This window comes from Pseudomonas oryzagri (assembly GCF_020831405.1).
Lineage (GTDB): Bacteria > Pseudomonadota > Gammaproteobacteria > Pseudomonadales > Pseudomonadaceae > Geopseudomonas > Geopseudomonas oryzagri.
The window spans coordinates 116,346-139,442 of record NZ_JAJHPU010000003.1 but is presented as its reverse complement, the minus strand read 5'-3'; the positions used below and the strand labels follow the sequence as shown (position 1 = coordinate 139,442).

Here is a 23,097-nt window from a genome sequence, read left to right as displayed (position 1 = left end):
GTAAATAAGCGGTCCGAGCCGGGCCGCAACGCAGCATGACCGCGCGCAGCAGCTTTCACGGCGCCTGTCAGGCAGGATCCTCGTCCAGCGCCAATGGCAGGCTGGCCGAGCGCGCCAGCCAGTCGGCCGGCAGGCTCTTGCTGGCGCGGGCGCCGAGCAGCTTGAGCTGCTCGCTGCGCGAGATCAGGTCGCCGCGCCCGGCGGTGAGTTTGTTGCGCGCGCTGGCGTAGGCCTTGTCGAGCTGCTGCAGGCGAGTGCCGATCTCGTCGAGGTCCTGCACGAACAGCACGAACTTGTCGTACAGCGCCCCGGCGCGCTCGGCGATCTCCTTGGCATTGAGGTTCTGCCGCTCCTGGCGCCACAGACTGTCGATCACCCGCAGGGTGGCCAGCAAGGTGGTCGGGCTGACGATCACGATGTTCTGCGCGAAGGAATCCTGGAATAGCGTCGGCTCGGCCTGCAACGCGGCGGCGAAGGCGCCTTCCAGCGGTACGAACAACAGCACGAAATCCAGGCTGTGCAGACCTTCCAGGCACTGGTAATCCTTGGCCGACAGGCCCTTGAGATGGCTGCGCAGCGACTGCACGTGCTGGCGCAGCGCCTGCTGGCGCGCCGCCTCGTCCTCGGCGGCGACGTACTGCTGGTAGGCGGTCAGGCTGACCTTGGCGTCCACCACCACCTGGCGCTCGCCGGGCAGGCGCACCAGCACGTCCGGCTGGAAGCGCTCGCCACCGGCGCCGCGCAGGCTGACCTGGGTGTCGTACTCGCGGCCCTTCTCCAGCCCGGCGTGCTCCAGCACCCGCTCAAGCACCAGTTCCCCCCAGTTGCCTTGGGTCTTCTGGCCCTTGAGCGCGCGGGTCAGGTTGGTCGCCTCCTCGCCCAGGCGCTGGTTGAGCTGCTGCAGACGTTCCAGCTCCTTGCCCAGCGAGAAGCGCTCGCGCGCCTCCTGTTGATAACTCTGCTCGACCCGCTGCTCGAAGCTGTGGATACGCTCGCGCAGGGGATCTAGCAGCTGCGCCAGGCGCTGCTGACTGCTCTCGGCGAAGCGCTGCTCGCGCTCCTCGAAGATCTTCGCCGCCAGTTCGGCGAATTGCGCACGCAGCTCGTCGCGCGCCGCCTGCACCTCCTGCAGACGCTGCTGGTGGCCCTGCTGCTGCTCGCGCAGGGCGCTGGCCAGCGCCGCGCGCTCGGCGGCCAGGTCACGCAGCTCCTCTTCGCGCTGCAGGCGCTCCTGCTGCCACTGCTGCGCCGCCGCCAGGGCCTGCTGGCGCTCGGCCCCGAGCAGCTGGCTCTCGCGACGCAGGGCGGCGTTGTCGCCCTGCAGACTCAATAGCAGGCGCTGCTGGCCCTGCAGCTCGATCCTGGCCTGTTCGAGGCGCGCGGCGAGTTCGCCACGCGCCTGCTCGCTGGCCGCCAGGCGTTCGGCCAGCACTCCCGTCTGCTGCAGGGCCTGGCCCCGCAGCTGCTGCAGGCGCCAGATCAGGACAGCCGCCGGCACAGCGGCGGCGACAAGGCCGAGCAACAGGCTGGACAACTCCAGGGCCATGAACGAACTCCATAGGTGATGCCTGCGAGTATAACCGTCGCCAGGGTGCGGACGTCTGCCATGCGGCTCGCCGCGTTCAATCCACAATTCCTGTGGATAACTGGGTGGACAAATTCCGGACAGATTGTCCGGCGCCCTGCGCCGCATGGCCCGCAGACAATCCGGTTATTTTTTAACCAGATTTTTATGCTTGTTTTTCAACGAATTAGTGTTTTCCAGCAGGACCGCGCAGACGCACCAGCCGTGCGCAGCAGAGTGTCCGCCAACGCCACAGTTCTGTGCACAAGCTCACAGCTGCCGCAGCGGCCGGCACTGCCATGACGCGCGCTGCGCCAGCACTGCGCCACTATGCGGCGCACAAACGAAGAGGCCGGTTGCTTGCGCAACCGGCCTCCGCCGAATGACCCGCCGCCGGCGCCTTACAGCGGCTTGCCGCGGTTACCGTGCTGGCTGACGAAGTCCTGCACCGCCTTCAGATCGTTGGCCAGGACGGTGCAGCGCTCCTCGCGCTGGAACAGATCGGCCAGGTGCGCCGGCAGCTCCGGCGCCTTGCCGACGCCGGCCTTCTCGACCGCCTCGGGGAACTTGACCGGGTGCGCGGTGCCGAGGATCACCATCGGCAGGGCCAGGCTGCGGCGGCACTCGCGGGCGGCCTTGACGCCGATCGCGGTGTGCGGGTCGAGCAGGTAGCCGGTCTCGCCGTGCACTTGGGCGATGGTCGCGCAGGTCGCCTCGTCATCCACCGCCAGCGAGTCGAACAGGCGACGCGCCTCGGTCCAGCGGTCGTCCTCGACCGACAGCTTGCCGGTGGCCTTGAAGCTGTCCAGCAGTGCGGCGACGGCAGCGCCGTTGCGGCCGTGCAGGTCGAACAGCAGGCGCTCGAAGTTGGAGGAGACCATGATGTCCATCGACGGCGACAGCGACGGGTGCAGGGTGTCCTTGTCGTAGCTGTTGCCGGACATGAAGCGGTGCAGGATGTCGTTGCGGTTGGTGGCGACGATCAGCTGGTTGATCGGCAGGCCCATGTTGCGCGCCAGGTAGCCGGCGAAGATGTCGCCGAAGTTGCCGGTCGGCACCGAGAACGCTACCGAGCGGTGCGGCGCGCCGAGCTGCAGGGCGGCGTGGAAGTAGTAGACGATCTGGGCCATGATCCGCGCCCAGTTGATCGAGTTCACCGCCACCAGACGGGTGCCCTTGAGGAAGCCCTGGTCGGCGAAGCTGGCCTTGACCATCTCCTGGCAGTCGTCGAAGTTGCCTTCGATGGCGATGTTGTGGATGTTGTCGCCGAGGATGGTGGTCATCTGCCGGCGCTGCACCTCGGACACGCGGTTGTGCGGGTGCATGATGAAGATGTCGACGTTGTCGCAGGCCTTGCAGCCTTCGATGGCGGCCGAGCCGGTATCGCCGGAGGTGGCGCCCATGATCACCACGCGCTCGCCACGCTTGGAGAGCACATGGTCGAGCAGGCGGCCGAGCAGTTGCAGGGCGAAGTCCTTGAACGCCAAGGTCGGCCCCTGGAACAGCTCGAGCACCCACTCGTTGGCGCCCAGCTGGGTCAGCGGGGCGACCGCCTTGTGGGCGAACACGCCGTAGGTCTCTTCCAGAATCCGCTTGAAGTCGGCGTCGGTAATCGAGCCGGCGACGAACGGACGCATCACCCGGAAGGCCAGCTCGTGGTACGGCAGGCCGGCCCAGGAGGCGATTTCCTCGACGGTGAAGCGCGGCAGGTTCTCCGGCACGTAGAGGCCGCCGTCGCTGGCGAGGCCAGCGAGCAGGACGTCTTCGAAGTTGAGGGCCGGGGCCAGGCCGCGGGTACTGATGTAGCGCATGGGAAAAACCTTCGGTGCAGGCTGCCGGCGCGGGCCGGCAGCCGTTGACGGATTAGTTGAGCGACTCGACGCGGATGCGCACGACCTGGCCGGCGACGCCCTCGAGGGCCTCCAGCGCGGCGATGGCGTCGTCGATCTGCGCTTCGCGCACGCGGTGGGTGACCAGGATCATCGGCACCAGGCCGTCGTGTTCCTCGGCTTCCTTCTGCATGATCGACTCGATGTTGATGCCGCGCTCGGAGAGGATGCTCGCCACCTGGGCCAGCACGCCGGGGTGGTCCTTGGCCTGGATGCGGAGGTAGTAGGCGCTCTCGCAGTCCTCGATCGGCAGGATCGGGTGGTCGGACAGCGCGTCCGGCTGGAAGGCCAGGTGCGGCACCCGGTTCTCCGGGTCGGTGGTCAGTGCGCGGACCACGTCGACCACGTCGGCCACCACCGCCGAGGCGGTCGGCTCCATGCCGGCGCCGGCGCCGTAGTACAGGGTGCTGCCCACGGCGTCGCCGTTGACCATCACCGCGTTCATCACGCCGTTGACGTTGGCGATCAGGCGGTCGGCGGGGATCAGGGTCGGGTGCACGCGCAGCTCGATGCCGGCCTCGGTACGGCGGGCGACACCCAGGTGCTTGATGCGATAGCCCAGCGCCTCGGCGTAGTTGACGTCGGCGGTGGTCAGCTTGGTGATGCCCTCGGTGTAGGCCTTGTCGAACTGCAGCGGAATACCGAAGGCGATGGAGGCGAGGATGGTCAGCTTGTGCGCGGCGTCGATGCCTTCGACGTCGAAGGTCGGGTCGGCCTCGGCGTAGCCGAGTGCCTGGGCTTCCTTGAGCACGTCCTCGAAGGCACGGCCCTTCTCGCGCATCTCGGTGAGGATGAAGTTGCCGGTGCCGTTGATGATGCCGGCCAGCCAGTTGATGCGGTTGCCGGCCAGGCCCTCGCGGATCGCCTTGATCACCGGGATGCCGCCGGCCACCGCGGCCTCGAAGGCGACGATGACGCCCTTCTCGCGGGCCTTGGCGAAGATCTCGTTGCCGTGCACGGCGATCAGCGCCTTGTTGGCGGTGACCACGTGCTTGCCGTTCTCGATGGCCTTGAGCACCAGCTCGCGGGCCACGGTGTAGCCACCGATCAGCTCGATGACGATGTCGATTTCCGGGTTGGCGACCACCTCGAACACGTCACCGGTGATGGGGGTACCGGTGGTATCGCATTGCGGGTTGGCGTCACGCGCGGCAATCTGGGCCACTTCGATGCCGCGCCCGGCACGGCGGGCAATCTCCTCGGCATTGCGTTTGAGCACATTGAAGGTACCGCCACCGACGGTTCCCAACCCACAGATACCTACTTTCACCGGTTTCACGCTCAGATTTCCCCATCTTCACTACGCAGAACGGCCGGGAATCCCGGCCGATTAAAAGATCCGCACATTACGAACTGGTGGATTGTTAGTCAATCCGCCCGCCTCACTTGCCCTCGGCAGCCAAGGCGGCCTGCGCCAGCTGCGGCGCCGGCTGGTAGCCCGGGATCATCTGGCCATCGGCCAGCACGATGGCCGGGGTGCCGCGCACGCCGATCATCTGGCCCAGCTCGTATTGCTTGGCCACCGGGTTGTCGCACTTGGCCGCCGGCACTTCCTCGCGCTTCTTGGCCAGGTTCATCGCCGCCTGGCGATCCTTGGCGCACCACACGCTGACGAGGGTGTTGTAGCCGTGGCTGTCGATGCCCTGGCGCGGGAAGGCCACGTAACGCACTTCGACGCCGCGGCGGTTGAGTTCGGCGACCTCGCTGTGCAGCTTCTGGCAATAGCCGCAGTCGGTGTCGGTGAACACGGTGATATGGGTCTTCTTGGCGGCCTTGGCGTCGGCGGGGAACACCACCATTTCGGCGGCGGGGATGGCGTTGATCGCCTTGGCCACGCCCTTGCTCTCGGCCTGCTCGGTGAGGTTGACGGCCTTGCCGTCCTTGACCTGGAACAGGAAGCCTTGGAGGACGAACTGGGCGTCGGTGCTGGTGTACAGCAGGCGGCCGCCCTTGAGCTGGACCTGGTAGAGCCCGGGCATCGGGCTCTCGCTGATCGCCTCGATCGGCAGGTCGGGCTGCAGCGACTTCAGGGTCTGGCGGATGGCCTCGTCCGGCTCGGCGGCGAGGGCAACGGCGCTGGCCAGACCAAGGACGGCGGCAGCGAGGAAACGGGGCAGGCGCATGGGAACTCCTTGCAGCGGCAGCGACTGTAAATAAGAAAGCCTAACACATCCCCCAAGCCCCCTCGCTGTGCCGTCCCGCACGCTGCCGAACGGCGCTCAACCGCGGGGATCGTGCTCGGCCGGCAGCGCCTGCAGACGGGCACGCGCTATATGAGTGTAGATCTGCGTGGTGGAGAGGTCGCGGTGGCCGAGCAGCATCTGCACCACGCGCAGGTCGGCGCCGTGGTTGAGCAGGTGGGTGGCGAAGGCATGGCGCAGGGTGTGCGGCGACAGCGGCTGGTCGATGCTGGCGCTGCGCGCGTGCAGCTTGATGCGGTGCCAGAAGGTCTGCCGGGTCATCTGCTCGCCGCGCAGGCTGGGAAACAGCACGTCGCTCGGCCGGCCGATCAGCAACTCGTCGCGGGCCTGGCGCAGGTAGCGCTGCAGCCAGACGATGGCTTCCTCGCCGAGCGGTACCAGGCGCTCGCGGGCGTCCTCGCCGGACACGCGCACCACGCCCTGGCGCAGGTTGACCTGCTCGAGACTCAGCGCTACCAGCTCGCTGACCCGCAGGCCGCAGGCGTAGAGCACCTCGAGCATGGCGCGGTCGCGCAGACCGAGCGGCTCGCCGGTCTCCGGTGCGGCGAGCAGGGCCTCGACCTCGGCCTCGCTGAGGGTGTGCGGCACCGCCCGCGCCTGGCGCGGCAGGTGGATCGACAGGGTGGGATCCTCGGCGACCCAGCCCCCAAACTGGCAGAAATGGTAGAAGCCGCGCAGGCAGGACATCAGCCGCGCGGTGGAGCGCGCGTGGTAGCCATTGTCCAGGCGCCAGTCGAGGTACTCGCGGATCAACTCGCGATCGACCCGCTCGAGATCGAAGCCGCGCTCGACAAGCCAGTGACGGAACAGCGCGAGGTCGGTGCCATAGGCCTCCCGGGTATGGCGGGACAGGCCCTTCTCCAGCCAGAGGGATTCGAGGAAGCGGTCGATCAGCGGATGGGCGGGTGCGGACATGACGAACGAAACGGTGCCGGACGGACGGCCAGTCTGGCACGTCCGTCCGTTCAGCGACCAGCCCTCGGGCCGGCCGCGCCGATCAGCCCGCCACGCGCTGCGGCAGGGTCGGCAGCGGATGGAAGTACAGGCGCTCGCCGCGCGCCAGGCCGACCAGGCTGGCGTGGCTCTTCACCACCTCGGCCTCGATCAGCTCGTCCTGGCCGTCGACCCGCAGGGTCACCCGGGTGATGGCGCCGAGCGGGCGGATGTCGCGCACCTCGGCGCTGCGGTGGTCGGCCAAAGGCTCGCGCGACAGCGACACTTCGTGGGGACGGAACAGGATGTGGTGCTCGTCGCCCAGATGCAGGCGGTTGGAATCGCCGAGGAAGTGATAGACGAAGTCGCTGGCCGGCTGTTCGTAGACTTCGCCGGGCGCGCCGATCTGCTCGATCACGCCGCGGTTCATCACCACGATGCGGTCGGCGACCTCCATCGCCTCCTCCTGATCGTGGGTGACGAACACCGAGGTCAGGTTGATCTCCTCGTGCAGGCGCGCCAGCCAGCGGCGCAGCTCCTTGCGCACCTTGGCGTCCAGCGCGCCGAACGGCTCGTCGAGGAGCAGGATCTTCGGCTCCACCGCCAGGGCGCGAGCCAGGGCGATGCGCTGGCGCTGGCCGCCGGAGAGCTGCTCCGGGTAGCGGTCGGCCAGCCAGTCGAGCTGCACCATGCTGAGCAGCTCATGGACCTTGGCGGCGATCTGCTCCTCGCTCGGCCGCTCGGCCTTGGGCTTCATGCGCAGGCCGAAAGCGACGTTGTCGAACACCGTCATGTGGCGGAACAGCGCGTAGTGCTGGAACACGAAACCGACGTTGCGATCGCGCACGTCGTGGCCGGAGACGTCCTCGCCGTGGAAGGCAATGCTGCCGGCGTCCGGCGTTTCCAGGCCGGCGATGATGCGCAGCAGGGTGGTCTTGCCGCAGCCGGAGGGCCCGAGCAGGGCTACCAGCTCGCCGCTGTGGATGTCCAGGTTGATGTCGTTGAGGGCCTGGAAGGCGCCGAAGCGCTTGCTGACGTTGCGGATTTCGATGGACATGGCTTATTCCTCGGCAGCATTCGACTTGAGGCGGGTCAGACGGCTTTCGCTCCACTGCTTGAGCAGCAGGATGCACAGCGCCAGAGCCAGCAGCAGGCTGGCGACGCTGAAGGCGGCGACGTGGTTGTACTCGTTGTAGAGGATCTCGACGTGCAGCGGCAGGGTGTTGGTGACGCCGCGGATATGCCCGGAGACCACCGACACCGCGCCGAACTCGCCCATCGCCCGCGCGGTGCACAGCACCACGCCGTAGATCAGGCCCCATTTGATGTTGGGCAGGGTGACGTGCCAGAACATCTGCCAGCCGCTGGCGCCGAGCAGGCGCGCGGCCTCCTCCTCCTGGCTGCCCTGCTCCTGCATCAGCGGGATCAGCTCGCGGGCGACGAAAGGCACGGTGACGAACACGGTGGCCAGCACGATGCCGGGCACGGCGAAGATGATCTGGATGTCGCGGTCCTGCAGCCATGGGCCGAAGAAGCCCTGGGCGCCGAACAACAGCACGTAGATCAGACCGGCGATCACCGGCGACACCGAGAACGGCAGGTCGATCAGGGTGACCAGCAGGCTCTTGCCGCGGAACTCGTACTTGCTCACGCACCAGGCGGCGGCCAGGCCGAACACCACGTTGAGTGGCACGGAGATGGCCACGGCGATCAGGGTGAGCTTGAGCGCGGACAGCGCATCGGGCTCGATGAGCGCGGTGAAAAAGGTGCCCAGGCCCTGCTTGAGCGCCTCGCTCAGCACGATATACAGCGGCAGCAGCAGCAACAGGGCGAAGGCCAGCCAGGCGGCGGCGATCAGCAGGGTGCGGCCGAGGGCGTGGCCGCGACGGGCCGCGCTGATGGCGGCCAGGGTAACGGTGGACATGCTCGGCTCCTCAGCGCTTCTCGATGCGACGCTGCAACAGGTTGATCAGCAGCAGCAGGACGAAGGACACCACCAGCATCAGCACGCCGATGCTGGTCGCGCCGCGGTAGTCGTACTGGTCGAGCTTGACCATGATCAAGAGCGGCAGGATCTCGGTCTTCATCGGCATGTTGCCGGCGATGAAGATCACCGAGCCGTACTCGCCGATGCCGCGGGCGAAGGCCAGGGCGAAGCCGGTCAGCCAGGCCGGCAGCACCGCCGGCACCAGCACGTAGCGGAACACCTGCCAGGGCTTGGCGCCCAGGCAGGCGGCGGCCTCCTCGACCTCGCGCGGGATGTCCTCGAGCACCGGCTGCAGGGTGCGCACCACGAACGGCAGGGTCACGAAGGTCAGCGCCAGGGTGATGCCCAGCGGGGTGTAGGCGATCTTGAAGCCGAGCGCCTGGGCCCACTGGCCGACCAGGCCGGCCGGCGCGTAGAGCGCGGTCAGGGCGATACCGGCTACCGCGGTGGGCAGGGCGAACGGCAGATCGATCATCGCGTCGATGATCTTGCGCCCGGGGAAGCGATAGCGCACCAGCACCCAGGCCAGCAGCGTACCGACTATGCCATTGAGCAGCGCGGCGAACAGGGCGGTGGTGAAACTGAGCTGCAGGGCGGCGACCACCCGCGGCGCGGAGACGATGGCCCAGAACTGCGCCCAGCTGAGCTGGGCAGCGTGGGCGAACATGGCACCCAGGGGAATCAGCACCAACAGGCTGAGGTACACCAGGGTGTAGCCCAGCGTCAGCCCGAAGCCGGGTATGACGGGGGAAGTGCGGCGGGACATAGGTTCCTCGCATGGTTCGTGGCCCGGAGACCATCCGGGTTGGCTCAGGCACAAGCCCCCGGCGCGCACGCCGGGGGCTCATTCAGCGGGAGACGATCACTTGGCCTGGTAGATCTGATCGAACACCCCGCCATCGTTGAAGAACTTCGGTTGTGCGCTCTTCCAGCCGCCGAAATCCTTGTCGATGGTCACCAGCTTGAGCGCCGGGAACTGCTTGGCGAACTCGGCGGCGACCTTCTCGCTGCGCGGCCGGTAGAAGTTCTTCGCCGCGATGCGCTGGCCTTCCTCGCTGTACAGATAGTTCAGGTAGGCGTTGGCCAGTTCACGAGTGCCCTTCTTGTCGACGTTCTTGTCGACCACCGCCACCGGCGGCTCGGCGAGGATCGACAGGCTCGGTGCAACGATTTCGAACTGATCGCCGCCCTGCTCCTTGAGGGCGAGGAACGCCTCGTTCTCCCAGGCCAGCAGCACATCGCCGATATGGTTGTTGACGAAGGTGATGGTCGAGCCGCGCGCGCCGGTGTCGAGGACCGGGACGTTCTTGTACAGCTGCTCGACGAAGGCCTGGGCCTTGTCATCGCTGCCGTACTTCTGTTGAGCGTAGGCCCAGGCGGCGAGGAAGTTCCAGCGCGCGCCGCCGGAGGTCTTCGGGTTCGGGGTGATCACTTCCACGCCCGGCTTGACCAGGTCGTCCCAGTCCTTGATCTGCTTGGGGTTGCCCTTGCGCACCAGGAACACGATGGTCGAGGTGTAGGGGGTGCTGGCCTGCGGCAAGCGCTTCTGCCAGTCCTCGGGAATCAGCTTGCCGAGCTTGTTCAACTCGTCGATGTCGCCGGCCAGGGCCAGGGTCACCACGTCGGCCTTGAGACCGTCGATCACCGCGCGGGCCTGCTTGCCCGAGCCGCCGTGGGACTGCTGGATGGTCACCGGCTCATGCCCCTGGGCCTGCCAGTGCTTGTTGAAGGCGGCGTTGTACTCCTGGTACAGCTCGCGGGTCGGGTCGTAGGAAACATTGAGCAGGGAGGTCTGCGCCTGGACAGCGGCACTCAGGGAAAGACCGGCCAGAGCGGCCAGGGCGAAACGACGAATGGACATGCGGTTGCTCCTTGTACGTGCCGGCTGTGGCACGTCGAACGAAAGGGAAAGGCGGAAAACGGTCGGGTTCGGCTTCAGCGACACATTCGCCAGCAACAGCGGCGGAAGGTTTGGGCTCGGGTGCTCATGTGCGTGCTCATGTTCTGTTCTTGTCGATGTCAGGCTCATGCTCACGCCCTCCGGTAGTCCAGTCGGGCCTGGGCGCAATCAGGGTTGCTTGCTGCCGCTCGGCGGCTGCAGACGGAATTTTTCCTTGCGCTCGATCTGGACCACCTGGCCGTTATGCACGGTGATTTCCACAGCGCCGAAACGCAGGCCATGCAGGGCATTGTGGATCTCGCGCAACAGGCTGGCTTCGTCCTGACCGGCAACGCTACGTAGGGTGGCGCTCATGCTGATGCTCCTTCGGGATGAGGCCTCCTCGGATCGAGAGGCGGCTGGAAGAATCTTAGGCGGAGTCGGAATATTCTTAAAAATACTGTTTAAGAATTTTGTTAGTCTTTTTTTGAATAAAAGAGATCGCCTCGCCTGCCTACTTATGCGGGCAACGCCTGTTCACAAAAAAAGGAATAAACAAATGAACTTTTATTACTTAACAACCAGATAAGGCCTTCCTACACTGCAGCAATCCACCCCACCTCGCGAGGACCGCCCCATGCGCCGTCACGCCGTCCACTATCTGATCCTGCCGGGCTGGCAGGGCTCGCCCGCCGAGCACTGGCAGAGCCACTGGCAGCGCGTGCTGCCCGACGCCAGCCGGGTCGAGCAGGACGACTGGCTGCAGCCCGGCCGCGAAGCCTGGGTCGCCCGCCTGGACGAGCAGATCGCCGCCGCTCCCGGTCGGCTGGTGCTGGTGGCCCACAGCCTGGGCTGCATCACCCTCGCCCACTGGGCCGCGCAGGCCGCCCCGGCGCTGCTGGCCAAGGTGCGCGGCGCCCTGCTGGTGGCGCCGGCGGATGTCGAGCGCGCCGGCTGTCCCGAGGCATTGCACAACTTCGCCCCCATCCCGCGCCGGCTGCTGCCGTTCCCCAGCCTGCTGGTCGGCTCGGACAACGACCCGGCCGCCACGCCGACGCGGGCCCTGGAAATGGCCCGCGACTGGGGCGCCGAGCCGGTGATCCTGCCCGGCGCCGGTCATATCAACGTCAAGTCAGGCCACTGTCAGTGGGAACAGGGCTTCGCCCACCTGTACCGCCTGCAGAACCTGATCGAGCAACACACCCGCCGCCTGGCCTGAGCCTATTCATGAACAGCCCCGCGGCGGCAACCCATTCCTTCTGAACGACCGGGGCCAGGCTCCGGTCCGGAGCCTGGCATGAGCCCGCACAACCCCCTTATCCAGCCGATCCTCACCTTCGCCGACGCCGAGCGCAGCCCGCTGAGCATTCGCGCCAAGGCGCTGGTGTTCGTCGACCCGCGCTCGCAGCGTCTGCATGCCGAGGTCGAGCAACTCGCGCCCGGCTACCAGCCGGTGCTGATTCGCGGCGAGAGCGGCACCGGCAAGGAGCTGCTGGCCCGCCACATCCATCGCGCCAGCGGCCGGGCCGGCCTGTTCGTCGCCGTCAGTTGCTCCAGCCTCAGCGCGCAGCACGCCGAGGCCGAACTGTTCGGCCATGCCCCCGGCGTGCCCAACAGCTCGGCGAGCAGCCGCGCCGGCTGGTTCGGCTCCGCCCATGGCGGCACCCTGTACCTCGACGAGATCGGCGACCTGCCGCTGAAACTGCAGGGCAAGCTGCTGCGCGCCCTGGAAACCCGCGAGGTGCTGCGCGTGGGCGCGCGCGAGGCCAATCCGGTGGACGTGCGCCTGGTCGCCGCCACCAGCTTCGACCTGGGCCGCGCGGTGGCGGTCGGCAAGTTCGACCAGCGCCTGTTCGACTACCTCGACCAAGGCCAGCTGACGCTGCCGCCGCTGCGCGAGCGGCCGGCGGATATCCTGCCGCTGGCCGGCTACTTCCTCGGCGTGCACGCCCAGCGCCTCGGCCTGCCCGCCGCGGAGTTCTCCGCCGCCGCCCAGCAACTGCTGGAACGCTACAGCTGGCCGGGCAATACTCGCGAGCTGGAGAGCGTGATCCACCATGCCCTGCTGGTCTGCGCCGAGCGGATCGAACCGCAGCACCTCAGCCTGCCACTGGCCGTGACGGGCGAAGGCGCGCCCTGACCGCGGCCCGCCCGGCGGACAAAAGAAAAGGCAGCACGGCCTGACCGTGCTGCCTTTTTTGTCGCCTCAGCGCTGGATCATCGACCAGGAGGCATCCACCGCGCTCTTCTGCACCGCGCTCAGCGCTTCGAGGTAGTAGAAGCTGCGCCGCTGGTCGCCGCTCACCACCAGCTCCCGGCGGTCATGGGCCAGCTTCGCCATCTCCGGCGCGTCCGGGCGGATGACCGGATAGAACAGCGTCTCGCGGGAGTTGCGGGTGTTCGCCGCGGCACTGGCCAGGAAGTCGATGAAGCGGTAGGCGCCCTCGACGTTGCGGGCGTTACTCGGAATCGCCATGGTATCGATGAAGGTCAGCGAGCCTTCGTGGGGGGTGACGAACTGCAGCGGCGCCCCCGCTTCGCTGGCCTTGAGCACGTGCCCGCTCCAGGCCATCGCCAGGCACAGGCGGCCGGTGGCCAGCGGCGCGATGTAGGAAGCGTTGCCGAAACTGGCGGCACGGTCGCGCAGCACCGACAGCTCCTCGCCGGCCCGGTAGATCTGCCGCGAGGTACTGCGCGACAGCGGGCTGCCCTTGTAGTTGAGCAGCAGCGAAAGGGTTTCCTGGCGGGCATCGAGCAGCCCGATGCCGCACTTGGCCAGGCGCTCGCTGTACTTGTCATCGAACAGCAGGCTCCAGCTGTCGGTCGGCAACTCGCCGAGAGTGGCAGTGATCGCGTCGACATTCAGCGCCAGGCCGACGGTGCCCCACAGGTAGGGCACGGCATGGCTGTTCTCGGCGTCGAAGCTTCTGAGAATGGCCAGCAGGTCGGGGTTGACCTGGGCCAGGTTGGGCAGGCGGGCCGGGTCCAGCGCCTGCAGACGCCCCTCGGCGATCAGCGCCGGCAGCTGGTAGTGCGAGGGAAAGACCACGTCGTAGCGCACCCCGGCGAGCATCTCCTCGGCCGACGAATAGGTCGAATACTCGACGCGGATTCCCGTCTGCTTCTGGAAATCCTCGATCACACCCGGCGCCAGGCGCCCCTCCCAGCCATACAGGCGCACCACCTCCTGCGCTTGCGCCAGACCGGCACCCAGCAAAACGCCGGCAGTCAAAATTATCCTTTTCAACATAATTTCGCTCCAAACAAGGCTTTTTTATTCGCAGATGCCGGTTTTTACGCGCATGAATTCGCGCTCCGGCACGAAACACCTTATTCACAATAATTCATGTTGAAAAAGTTTTTAGTAATTAATAATTATAAGCATATGGTGAGACGCGTCGCCCCGACGTTCTCCCCTTCTCCATCGCGGCGCGCCGGGGCAGCCTCCATAAATTCAATTTTGGAATATAAGAATAAAAATTTATTCTTTTTAGAGTTATAAAAACTCCCTTACCCTCTCGCCACCGACAAGCGCATGTCATTTTCATGACTGCCGGCCCGTGACTGCCCATTCGACCACGAAACGCCCGCCCGGCCGGCTCATCCTGCATTCCAGCCTTGGAGTATCGAGCAATGAACAAGTCCACCCTGGCCCTGGCCATCGTGGCGGGCATCGTGGGTCTGCCGTCCGTGCAGCAGGCGTCCGCCGCAGGCTTCATCGAAGACAGCAAGGTCACCCTCGGCCTGCGCAACTTCTACTACGACCGCAACGACAAGAACACCGCCGACAACCGCAACGAGGCCAGCGAGTGGGGCCAGGGTTTCATCCTCAACTACACCTCCGGCTACACCCCCGGCACCATCGGCGTCGGCGTCGATGCCATCGGCCTGCTCGGCGTACGCCTGGACGGCGGCGGTGACGGCGACCTGACCGACAGCCGCAAGCCCGGCCAGCTGTTCCCGCTCGACAGCGACGGCAGCGCCGTGCACGAGTACAGCAAGGCCGGCGTGACCGCCAAGGCCAAACTGTCGAAGACCGAGCTGCGCATCGGCACCCTGCAGCCCAAGCTGCCGGTGGTCACCTTCAACGATGGCCGCCTGCTGCCGCAACTGTTCGAGGGCGGCCAGCTGACCTCCGCCGAGATCACCGACCTCACCCTCACCGCCGGCCAGCTGGAGCACACCAAGACGCGCAGCTCCACCGACGACGTCGGCCTGCGCATCGCCGGCTCCACCGCCGCCGCCGAATCGAACAAGTTCTACTACGCCGGCGGCGACTACAAGCTGACCAAGTCGCTGACCGCGCAGTACTACTTCGGCAACCTCGAGGACTACTACCAGCAGCACTTCGTCGGCCTGGTGCACACCTGGGCGCTGCCGGTCGGAGCCTTAAAGACCGACCTGCGCTACTTCGACAGCCGCTCCGACGGCAAGAACTCAAATGCCGCCGGGCGCGCCGAGGGCTACCGCAGCAGCGGCTTCTGGGTGACCGGCGATCCCGATCGCGGCGAGGTCGACAACCGGACCTGGAGCGCCCTGTTCACCTACACCCTGGGCGGCCACGCGCTGAGCGCCGGCTACCAGGAGGTGTCCGGCGACAGCGCCTTCCCGTTCCTCAACCAGGGCGACGGCTCCTCCACCTACCTGATCACCGACGTGCAGATCAACAAGTTCGCCAGCGCCGGCGAGCGCACCTGGCAGGCCGGCTACGCCTACGACTTCGCCGCCCTCGGCGTGCCGGGGCTCAAGGCCAGCGCGCTGTACCTGAGCGGCGATCATATCGACGCCGCCGGCGGCGACCAGCAGGAGTGGGAGCGCGACCTGCGCCTGGACTACGCCCTGCAGAGCGGCGCCCTCAAGGGCCTCACCTTCACCTGGCGCAACGCCTCGCTGCGCGGCGACGCGCAGACCGACCAGGACGAGAACCGCCTGATCGTCAGCTACAGCGTGCCGCTGCTGTAATGTACTCGCGGGCGGCAGGCACCTGCCGCCCTGCATCGGTGCCGGAAGCCCTGCGAGCCCTGTCGCAGGGCTTTTTGTCGTGCGCAGAAAAGCGCGCCTCGCAGCCACGCACAGACAGCAAAAAGCCCGGCCAGGGTTGCCCCCGCCGGGCTTTCAAGGCGTACGCCGGACTTACTGGGCGCCGTAGACCTGATCGAACACGCCACCGTCGTTGAAATGGGTCTTCTGGATCTGCGGCCAGTCGCCGAAGGTCTGCACCACGTCGAGCAGCTCCACCTGCGGGAAGCGATCGGCGAACTCCTTGAGGATCGCCGGATTGCGCGGCCGCAGGTAGTTGGCGGCGGCGATGCGCTGGCCTTCGTCGGACCACAGGTACTTCAGGTAGGCCTCGGCCTCGGCGCGGCTGCCCTTCTTGTCGACCACCTTGTCGACCACCGCCACCGGCGGCTCGGCCTGCGCCGACACGCTGGGGTAGACCACCTCGAAATTGCCGCGGCCGAACTCGCGGGCGATCATCTCCGCCTCGTTCTCGAAGGTCACCAGCACGTCGCCGATCTGGTTCTGCATGAAGGTGGTGGTGGCGGCGCGACCACCGGTGTCCAGCACCGGCGCCTGGCGGAACAGCTTGCCGACGAAGTCGCGGGCGGCCGCCTCGTCGCCGCCCTGCTTGAGCACATAACCCCAGGCCGACAGGTAGGTGTAGCGGCCGTTGCCCGAGGTCTTCGGGTTGGGCACCACCACCTGTACGCCGTCCTTGAGCAGGTCCGGCCAATCCTTGAGGCCCTTGGGGTTGCCCTTGCGCACAATGAACACGGTCGCCGAGGTGAAGGGCGCGCTGTGGTCCGGCAGCCGCGCGGCCCAGTCGGCCGGCACCAGCTGGCCGTGCTCGGCGAGGGCATTGATGTCGGTGGCCATGTTCATGGTGATCACGTCGGCCGGCAGGCCGTCGATCACCGCGCGCGCCTGCTTGCTCGAGCCACCGAAGGACATCTGGATCTGCACGGGCTCCTTGCCCTCGGCCTGCCAGTGCTTCTGGAAGGCGGCGTTGTAGTCCTTGTAGAAGTCGCGCATCACGTCGTAGGAGACGTTGAGCAGGGTGGCGGCCTGGCTGACGCCGGAGGCCAGCGCCACGCTGGCGGCCAGGAGGGAGGAGGTAAGCAGTCGCTTCATGGGCAATCCCTGGGTCTGGGCAGAAGAAGGCAGGACTATAGAAAATCCCGTTTATTCCATAAAAGAATATTTTGTTACTTGTTTATTTATCATAGGCATAAATCACTCGCCCCGCGGCAAGTGCCTTTATATTCTTTAAAAGAATAAATAAATTGAAATTTATTCTTTTTAATTCAACCCCATCCTGAGCATAGTGGTTCCCAACCAAGGACATTTCCTCCTGAGGAGCAGAACCATGAGCATCCGCCTCGGCGACATCGCCCCCGACTTCGAACAGGACTCCAGTGTCGGCCGCATCCGCTTCCACGAGTGGCTGGGCGACGGCTGGGGCGTGCTGTTCTCCCACCCGGCCGACTTCACGCCGGTGTGCACCACCGAGCTGGGCTTCACCGCCAAGCTCAAGGACGAGTTCGCCAAGCGCGGCGTCAAGGCCATCGCGCTGTCGGTCGACCCGGTCGACTCGCACCTGAAGTGGATCGCCGACATCGAGGAAACCCAGGACACCCGGGTCAATTTCCCGATCCTCGCCGACGCCGACCGCAAGGTTTCCGACCTCTACGACCTGATCCACCCGAACGCCAGCGACACCCTCACCGTGCGCTCGCTGTTCATTATCGACCCGCAGAAGAAGGTGCGCCTGATCATCACCTACCCGGCCAGCACCGGACGCAACTTCCACGAGATCCTGCGGGTGATCGACTCGCTGCAGCTGACCGACAACTACAAGGTCGCCACCCCGGCCAACTGGCAGGACGGCGACGAGGTGGTGATCGTGCCCTCGCTCAAGGACGAGGCCGAGATCCGTCAGCGCTTCCCGAAAGGCTACCGTGCGGTGAAGCCCTACCTGCGCCTCACCCCGCAACCCAATCGTTGAGTTGAACCCTTCAGCCATGTATGGGGTTTGGGCCTGAACGACAGAACAGGCCCTTTTTTATTCGCCGGCGACGCCGCGGCCACCGCCTCGTCGCTTCTCCTTCGGGTGAGCGTAGCCACGCAGCCCTTCCCTTGAACGGCCTCGCCACACGGCGCGGCTTCGGCACTGTCCTCACGCGGCCCGCCAACGGGCCGGCAGGCAGCCTTCCCCAACGACTTGCATACAAGGAGAGCGCCATGCGCACTACTTACCTGCGTCGAGGACTGGTCGCCCTGCTGGCTGCAGCGATCTCCTCCGCCACCCTCGCCGCCGAAGATGCCAACACCCTGCGCATCGGCTACCAGAAGTACGGCACCCTGGTGCTGCTCAAGGCCAAGGGGACCCTGGAGCAGCGCCTCGCCGCCCAGGGCGTCAAGGTGCAATGGACCGAGTTCCCCGGCGGCCCGCAGCTGCTCGAGGGGCTCAACGTCGGCTCGGTCGACTTCGGCGTGACCGGCGAGACGCCGCCGGTATTCGCCCAGGCCGCCGGCGCCGACCTGCGCTACGTCGCCTACGAGCCGCCGGCGCCGACCGGCGAGGCGATCCTGGTACCCAAGGATTCGGCCATCAACAACGTGGCGGAGCTGAAGGGCAAGAAGGTCGCCCTCAACAAGGGCTCCAACGTGCACTACCTGCTGGTGCGCGCCCTGGAGGACGCTGGCCTGTCGATCACCGACATCACCCCGGTGTACCTGCCGCCGGCCGACGCGCGCGCCGCCTTCGAGCGCGGCAGCGTCGATGCCTGGGTGATCTGGGATCCCTTCCAGGCCGCCGCCGAGCAGCAGCTGTCGGCGCGTACCCTGCGCGACGGCAGCGGGCTGGTCGACAACCACCAGTTCTACCTGGCCAGCGGCAGCTACGCCCAGCAGCACCCGCAGGTGGTCGGCGCGCTGATCGAGGAAATCCGCGCCATCGGCGAAGAGGCCAAGGCCGATCCGGCCAAGGTCACCGCCCAGGTCGCGCCGCTGATCGGCCTGCCGGCGGAGATCACCCACAAGGCCGTCGCCCGCCAGGGCTACGGCGCCCAGCCGCTGACGCCCGAAGTGGTCGCCGCGCAGCAGAAGATCGCCGACACCTTCGCCGATCTGAAGCTGATTCCCAAGCGCCTGAGCATCAAGGACGTGGTCTGGACCCCGCCGGCCAAGGTCGCCCAGCAATAAGCCCCCGCGAGCGCGCCCTCGCGGGCCGCTCGCCCCCTACGCCGAATCATCGCGCGCATGAGCTACGCCCCACCGCCGGCGCGCCCAGTTTTCAGGAATACAGCGATGAGTCTGAACATCTTCTGGTTTCTCCCCACCCACGGCGATGGCCACTACCTGGGCACCGCCGAAGGCGCCCGCGCCGTCGACCACGGCTACCTGACCCAGGTTGCGCAGGCCGCCGACCGCCTGGGCTTCGGCGGCGTACTGATCCCCACCGGACGCTCCTGCGAGGACTCCTGGCTGGTCGCCGCCTCGCTGATCCCGGCCACCGAGCGCCTGAAGTTCCTGGTCGCCCTGCGCCCGGGAATCATCTCGCCGACCGTGGCCGCGCGTCAGGCGGCGACCCTGGATCGTCTTTCCAATGGCCGTGCACTGTTCAACCTGGTCACCGGCGGCGATCCGGACGAGCTGGCCGGCGATGGCCTGCACCTGTCGCACGCCGAGCGCTACGAAGCCGCCGACGAGTTCACCCGCGTCTGGAAGCGCGTGCTGTCCGGCGAGACCGTCGACCTCGACGGCAAGCACATCCAGGTCAAGGGCGCCAAGTTGCTCTACCCGCCGATCCAGCAGCCCTATCCGCCGCTGTACTTCGGCGGCTCCTCGGAGGCCGCCCACGAGCTGGCCGCCGAGCAGGTCGACCTGTACCTGACCTGGGGCGAGCCGCCGCAGGCGGTGGCCGAGAAGATCGCCGACGTGCGTGCGCGCGCCGCCAGGCATGGCCGTACCGTGAAGTTCGGCATCCGCCTGCACGTGATCGTGCGCGAGACCAATGAAGAGGCCTGGGCCGCCGCCGAGCGGCTGATCAGCCACCTGGACGACGACACCATCGCCAAGGCGCAGGCCTCGCTGGCGCGCTTCGACTCGGTCGGCCAGCAGCGCATGGCCGCCCTGCACGGCGGCAAGCGGGACAACCTGGAAGTGGCGCCGAACCTGTGGGCCGGGGTCGGCCTGGTGCGCGGCGGCGCCGGCACCGCCCTGGTCGGCGACGGCCCGACCGTGGCGGCGCGGGTAAAGGAGTACGCCGATCTCGGCATCGACACCTTCGTGTTCTCCGGCTATCCGCACCTGGAGGAGTCCTACCGGGTCGCCGAGCTGCTGTTCCCGCACCTGGACATCGCCCAGCCGCAGCGCCCCGAGAGCCGCGGCTATGTCAGCCCGTTCGGCGAGATGATCTCCAGCGACATCCTGCCCAAGGCCGCGGCACAGAGCTGAGGCCGCGAACCCCGCGCGCCGGAGCGCACCGTGGTGGCGAATTCACTCACCCACCACGGTGAGCCCAAGGCGAATGAATTCGCCCCTACACGAGTTGGCATCATGAGTACGCGCACTACCGAAAAACTCCTCCTGCGCCTGGCGCCCTGGGCCCTGCCGATCCTGCTGCTCGCGGTCTGGCAGCTGGCCGCCGGCAGCGGCTGGCTGTCCACCCGCATCCTGCCGGCGCCCAGCGCCGTGGTTATCGCGGGCTGGGATCTGCTCGGCAGCGGCGAATTGTGGCAACACCTGGCGATCAGCGGCTGGCGCGCCGGCATCGGCTTCGTCATCGGCGGCAGCCTGGGTCTGGCGCTGGGCTTCGTCACCGGCCTGTCGACCTGGGGCGAACGCCTGCTCGACAGCTCGGTGCAGATGATCCGCAACGTGCCGCACCTGGCGCTGATCCCGCTGGTGATCCTGTGGTTCGGCATCGACGAGAGCGCGAAGATCTTCCTGGTCGCCCTCGGCACCCTGTTCCCCATCTACCTCAACACCTACCACGGCATCCGCAGCGTCGACGCCGGCCTGGTGGAGATGGCGCGCAGCTACGGCCTGTCCGGTTTCGCCCTGTTCCGCCAGGTGATCCTGCCCGGCGCGCTGCCGTCGATCCTGGTCGGCGTGCGCTTCGCCCTCGGCTTTATGTGGCTGACGTTGATCGTCGCCGAAACCATCTCGGCCAACGCCGGCATCGGCTACCTGGCGATGAACGCCCGCGAGTTCCTGCAGACCGACGTGGTGGTGCTGGCGATCCTGCTCTATGCGGTGCTCGGCAAGCTGGCCGACCTCGCCGCCCGCAGCCTGGAACGCCTGTGGCTGCGCTGGCACCCGGCCTATCAGCAAGGAGGTGCGCAATGAGCGCCCAGGACCTCAAACGCGGCATCCCGCTGCACCTGCATGACGTGAGCAAGGCCTTCGGTGAGCGCACGGTGCTGCATGGCATCGACCTGCACATCCCCGCCGGCCAGTTCGTCGCCGTGGTCGGCCGCAGCGGCTGCGGCAAGAGCACCCTGCTGCGCCTGCTGGCCGGTCTGGACCATGCCAGTTCCGGCGAACTGCAGGCCGGTACCGCGCCCTTGGCCGCGGCCCGCGAGGACATCCGCCTGATGTTCCAGGACTCGCGTCTGCTGCCCTGGAAGCGGGTGATCGACAACGTCGGCCTGGGTCTTACCGGCGACTGGCGCGCCCAGGCCGAGCAAGCGCTGGCCGCGGTGGGCCTCGCCGAGCGCGCCGACGACTGGCCGGCGGCGCTGTCCGGCGGGCAGAAGCAGCGCGTCGCGCTGGCCCGCGCGCTGATCCACCGCCCGCGTCTGCTGCTGCTCGACGAGCCGCTCGGCGCGCTGGACGCGCTGACCCGCATCGAGATGCAGCAACTGATCGAGCGCCTGTGGCAGCAGCACGGCTTCACCGTGCTGCTGGTGACCCACGACGTCAACGAGGCGGTCGCGGTGGCCGACCGGGTGATCCTGATCGAGGACGGCCGCATCGGCCTCGACCTGCCGGTCGCCCTGCCCCGTCCCCGCCCGCGCGCCTCGGCGCTATTGGCCGCCCTGGAGGCCCAGGTACTCGAGCGTGTGCTGGCCCTGCCGCCGCAGGCCGAGACTGCCGAGCCCGTATCGCCACTGCCCACCCAGCTGCGCTGGGCCCTGTGAACCCCGCCCTCGCCCACCGGGGCGAGGGCTCGCCATCAGCGATTCATCCCTATCCGCGAAGGAGCAAGACCATGACCATCAAAGCCATCAACGTCCGCAACCAGTTCAAGGGCGTCGTCAAGGAAATCATCTACGGCGACGTGCTGTCGGAAATCGACGTACAGACCGCCTCCGGCATCGTCACCTCGACCATCACCACCCGCTCGGTCAAGGAGCTGGAGCTGCAGGTCGGCAGCGAGGTGATCGCCTTCGTCAAATCCACCGAGGTGTCCATCGCCAAACTGTGATTGGCAAACGACAGGCACAAAAAAAGCAGCCCGAGGGCTGCTTTTTTTGTGCAGGGAAGCAGGTCTTAGACCAGCTTCTCCTTGATGCGGGCGGCCTTGCCGGACAGCGCGCGGAGGTAGTACAGCTTGGCCTTGCGCACGTCGCCGCGGCGCTTGACGCTGATGCTGTCGACCAGCGGGCTGTAGGTCTGGAAGGTACGTTCCACGCCCACGCCGTTGGAGATCTTGCGCACGGTGAAGGCGCTGTTCAGGCCGCGGCTACGCTTGCCGATCACCACGCCTTCGAAGGCCTGCAGACGCTGACGGTCGCCTTCCTTCACTTTCACTTGAACGATCACGGTGTCGCCGGGGGCGAAGGCCGGGATCTCTTTGGTCATCTGTTCAGCTTCGATCTGCTGAATGATCAGGTTCTTGTTGCTCATGCTGTGCTCCACAGACAAGTCGCGGGACTTGCCATCGATACGTTAACTATCGTTCCGCTGGCGGATGTACTCCTCCAGCAGCTTTTTCTCTTCTCCAGAAAGCGAGCGACTATCCAGAAGATCGGCACGTCGTTCCCAGGTACGTCCCAGGGATTGCTGCAAACGCCAGCGCCGGATGTGTTCGTGGTTGCCGCTGAGCAGCACCGGCGGAACACTTTTGCCCTCGTACACCTCGGGTCGGGTGTAGTGCGGGCAATCGAGCAGGCCGTCCGTGAACGAGTCCTCCTCGGCGGAATCTGCATGCCCCAATGCTCCGGGCAGCAACCGCGTAACCGCATCGATCAGCACCATGGCCGGCAGCTCACCGCCGGACAGGACATAATCGCCAATCGACCATTCCTCATCCACGTGCGTCTCGATGAAACGCTCGTCGATGCCTTCGTAACGCCCGGCGATAAGGATCAACCGCTCCTCGTTCGCCAGTTCGCGGACCGCCGCCTGGTCAAGACGTCGTCCCTGCGGCGACAGGTAGATCACCTTCGCCACTCCGCCCGTGGCCGCCTTGGCGGATGCCAGGGCCAGCTCCAGCGGCTTGATCTTCATCACCATCCCCGGTCCACCGCCGAAGGGCCGGTCGTCCACCGTCTGGTGGCGGTCCTCGGTGTAGTCCCGCGGATTCCAGCAGTGCAGTTGCAGGAGTCCCTGCTTCACCGCGCGGCTGGTGATGCCGTACTCGCTGATGGCGCCGAACATCTCGGGGAACAGGCTGAGAACGTCTACCCGCATGG

Annotated in this window: 23 protein-coding genes; 9 read left to right on the top strand and 14 right to left on the bottom strand. The window is 66.7% G+C overall.

Translation table 11 applies throughout. From position 1 onward, the window contains the following. Nucleotides 1–67: 67 nt before the first annotated feature. The 10 genes from rmuC to oscA form a co-directional block, all read right to left on the bottom strand. On the bottom strand, nucleotides 68–1,432 hold the full coding sequence (gene rmuC, locus LMJ29_RS01465) for a DNA recombination protein RmuC (RefSeq protein WP_229603376.1): 1,365 nt from the start codon (nucleotides 1,430–1,432) through the stop codon (nucleotides 68–70). 533 nt (nucleotides 1,433–1,965) lie between these two features. Continuing rightward, entirely contained in the window at nucleotides 1,966–3,375 is a 1,410-nt protein-coding gene (gene thrC / locus LMJ29_RS01460; protein ID WP_229603267.1) for a threonine synthase, read from the bottom strand. Nucleotides 3,376–3,427: 52 nt separating this feature from the next. Beyond that, nucleotides 3,428–4,732 carry a homoserine dehydrogenase gene (locus LMJ29_RS01455; RefSeq protein ID WP_229603265.1) on the bottom strand — a complete coding sequence of 435 codons (1,305 nt, stop codon included), beginning with the start codon at nucleotides 4,730–4,732 and terminating at the stop codon, nucleotides 3,428–3,430. A gap of 103 nt (nucleotides 4,733–4,835) precedes the next feature. Next, the gene (locus tag LMJ29_RS01450) at nucleotides 4,836–5,576 is read right to left on the bottom strand and encodes a thioredoxin fold domain-containing protein (RefSeq protein ID WP_229603263.1); all 741 of its coding nucleotides are present in this window, start codon (nucleotides 5,574–5,576) and stop codon (nucleotides 4,836–4,838) included. Nucleotides 5,577–5,672: 96 nt separating this feature from the next. Beyond that, nucleotides 5,673–6,569, bottom strand: coding sequence for a site-specific tyrosine recombinase XerD (gene xerD, locus LMJ29_RS01445; protein ID WP_229603259.1), 897 nt, complete (start codon nucleotides 6,567–6,569; stop codon nucleotides 5,673–5,675). Nucleotides 6,570–6,651: 82 nt separating this feature from the next. Then, on the bottom strand, nucleotides 6,652–7,644 hold the full coding sequence (locus LMJ29_RS01440; RefSeq protein ID WP_229603256.1) for a sulfate/molybdate ABC transporter ATP-binding protein: 993 nt from the start codon (nucleotides 7,642–7,644) through the stop codon (nucleotides 6,652–6,654). Nucleotides 7,645–7,647: 3 nt separating this feature from the next. Further along, entirely contained in the window at nucleotides 7,648–8,511 is an 864-nt protein-coding gene (gene cysW / locus LMJ29_RS01435; protein ID WP_229603253.1) for a sulfate ABC transporter permease subunit CysW, read from the bottom strand. A 10-nt stretch (nucleotides 8,512–8,521) separates the two neighbouring features. Then, on the bottom strand, nucleotides 8,522–9,340 hold the full coding sequence (gene cysT / locus LMJ29_RS01430; RefSeq protein ID WP_229603251.1) for a sulfate ABC transporter permease subunit CysT: 819 nt from the start codon (nucleotides 9,338–9,340) through the stop codon (nucleotides 8,522–8,524). A 96-nt stretch (nucleotides 9,341–9,436) separates the two neighbouring features. Beyond that, entirely contained in the window at nucleotides 9,437–10,435 is a 999-nt protein-coding gene (locus tag LMJ29_RS01425; RefSeq protein WP_229603248.1) for a sulfate ABC transporter substrate-binding protein, read from the bottom strand. Between the two features lie 207 nt (nucleotides 10,436–10,642). Further along, nucleotides 10,643–10,828 carry a sulfur starvation response protein OscA gene (oscA, locus tag LMJ29_RS01420; RefSeq protein ID WP_229603246.1) on the bottom strand — a complete coding sequence of 62 codons (186 nt, stop codon included), beginning with the start codon at nucleotides 10,826–10,828 and terminating at the stop codon, nucleotides 10,643–10,645. 262 nt (nucleotides 10,829–11,090) lie between these two features. On the opposite strand from oscA, the gene LMJ29_RS01415 reads away from it, so the two are divergent. After that, nucleotides 11,091–11,672, top strand: a complete 582-nt coding sequence (locus tag LMJ29_RS01415; protein WP_229603243.1) for an alpha/beta hydrolase — start codon at nucleotides 11,091–11,093, stop codon at nucleotides 11,670–11,672. A 78-nt stretch (nucleotides 11,673–11,750) separates the two neighbouring features. Further along, nucleotides 11,751–12,593, top strand: coding sequence for a sigma 54-interacting transcriptional regulator (locus tag LMJ29_RS01410; RefSeq protein WP_229603241.1), 843 nt, complete (start codon nucleotides 11,751–11,753; stop codon nucleotides 12,591–12,593). Nucleotides 12,594–12,659: 66 nt separating this feature from the next. Here the strand turns inward: LMJ29_RS01410 and LMJ29_RS01405 are convergent, their stop codons facing one another. Then, nucleotides 12,660–13,685, bottom strand: coding sequence for an extracellular solute-binding protein (locus LMJ29_RS01405; RefSeq protein ID WP_229603238.1), 1,026 nt, complete (start codon nucleotides 13,683–13,685; stop codon nucleotides 12,660–12,662). Nucleotides 13,686–14,086: 401 nt separating this feature from the next. Between LMJ29_RS01405 and LMJ29_RS01400 the strand changes: the two genes are divergently transcribed. Beyond that, nucleotides 14,087–15,415 (top strand): OprD family porin, encoded by a 1,329-nt coding sequence (locus tag LMJ29_RS01400; RefSeq protein WP_229603235.1) that lies wholly within the window; start codon nucleotides 14,087–14,089, stop codon nucleotides 15,413–15,415. 171 nt (nucleotides 15,416–15,586) lie between these two features. On the opposite strand, the gene LMJ29_RS01395 is transcribed toward LMJ29_RS01400, so the two are convergent. Continuing rightward, nucleotides 15,587–16,585 carry a sulfate ABC transporter substrate-binding protein gene (locus LMJ29_RS01395; RefSeq protein WP_229603232.1) on the bottom strand — a complete coding sequence of 333 codons (999 nt, stop codon included), beginning with the start codon at nucleotides 16,583–16,585 and terminating at the stop codon, nucleotides 15,587–15,589. A gap of 235 nt (nucleotides 16,586–16,820) precedes the next feature. Between LMJ29_RS01395 and LMJ29_RS01390 the strand changes: the two genes are divergently transcribed. The 6 genes from LMJ29_RS01390 (at nucleotide 16,821) to LMJ29_RS01365 (ending at nucleotide 21,887) form a co-directional block, all read left to right on the top strand. Further along, nucleotides 16,821–17,459 carry a peroxiredoxin gene (locus LMJ29_RS01390; RefSeq protein WP_229603229.1) on the top strand — a complete coding sequence of 213 codons (639 nt, stop codon included), beginning with the start codon at nucleotides 16,821–16,823 and terminating at the stop codon, nucleotides 17,457–17,459. 236 nt (nucleotides 17,460–17,695) lie between these two features. Further along, nucleotides 17,696–18,658: a sulfonate ABC transporter substrate-binding protein gene (locus tag LMJ29_RS01385; RefSeq protein WP_229603227.1), complete on the top strand. Its 963-nt coding sequence runs from the start codon at nucleotides 17,696–17,698 to the stop codon at nucleotides 18,656–18,658. A 105-nt stretch (nucleotides 18,659–18,763) separates the two neighbouring features. Continuing rightward, the gene (ssuD, locus tag LMJ29_RS01380) at nucleotides 18,764–19,912 is read left to right on the top strand and encodes an FMNH2-dependent alkanesulfonate monooxygenase (RefSeq protein WP_229603224.1); all 1,149 of its coding nucleotides are present in this window, start codon (nucleotides 18,764–18,766) and stop codon (nucleotides 19,910–19,912) included. A gap of 102 nt (nucleotides 19,913–20,014) precedes the next feature. After that, complete coding sequence (gene ssuC, locus LMJ29_RS01375; protein ID WP_229603221.1) at nucleotides 20,015–20,806, top strand: aliphatic sulfonate ABC transporter permease SsuC; 792 nt, start codon at nucleotides 20,015–20,017, stop codon at nucleotides 20,804–20,806. After that, nucleotides 20,803–21,600: an aliphatic sulfonates ABC transporter ATP-binding protein gene (ssuB, locus tag LMJ29_RS01370; RefSeq protein ID WP_229603218.1), complete on the top strand. Its 798-nt coding sequence runs from the start codon at nucleotides 20,803–20,805 to the stop codon at nucleotides 21,598–21,600. The genes ssuC and ssuB overlap by 4 nt, the downstream gene beginning before the upstream one ends. 71 nt (nucleotides 21,601–21,671) lie before the next feature. Continuing rightward, nucleotides 21,672–21,887: a TOBE domain-containing protein gene (locus tag LMJ29_RS01365; RefSeq protein WP_229603216.1), complete on the top strand. Its 216-nt coding sequence runs from the start codon at nucleotides 21,672–21,674 to the stop codon at nucleotides 21,885–21,887. Nucleotides 21,888–21,952: 65 nt separating this feature from the next. Here the strand turns inward: LMJ29_RS01365 and rplS are convergent, their stop codons facing one another. Both rplS and trmD read right to left on the bottom strand, forming a co-directional pair. Further along, nucleotides 21,953–22,309, bottom strand: coding sequence for a 50S ribosomal protein L19 (rplS, locus tag LMJ29_RS01360; protein WP_229603213.1), 357 nt, complete (start codon nucleotides 22,307–22,309; stop codon nucleotides 21,953–21,955). Nucleotides 22,310–22,351: 42 nt separating this feature from the next. Beyond that, nucleotides 22,352–23,095, bottom strand: coding sequence for a tRNA (guanosine(37)-N1)-methyltransferase TrmD (trmD, locus tag LMJ29_RS01355; RefSeq protein WP_229603211.1), 744 nt, complete (start codon nucleotides 23,093–23,095; stop codon nucleotides 22,352–22,354). Between the last annotated feature and the right edge of the window lie 2 nt (nucleotides 23,096–23,097).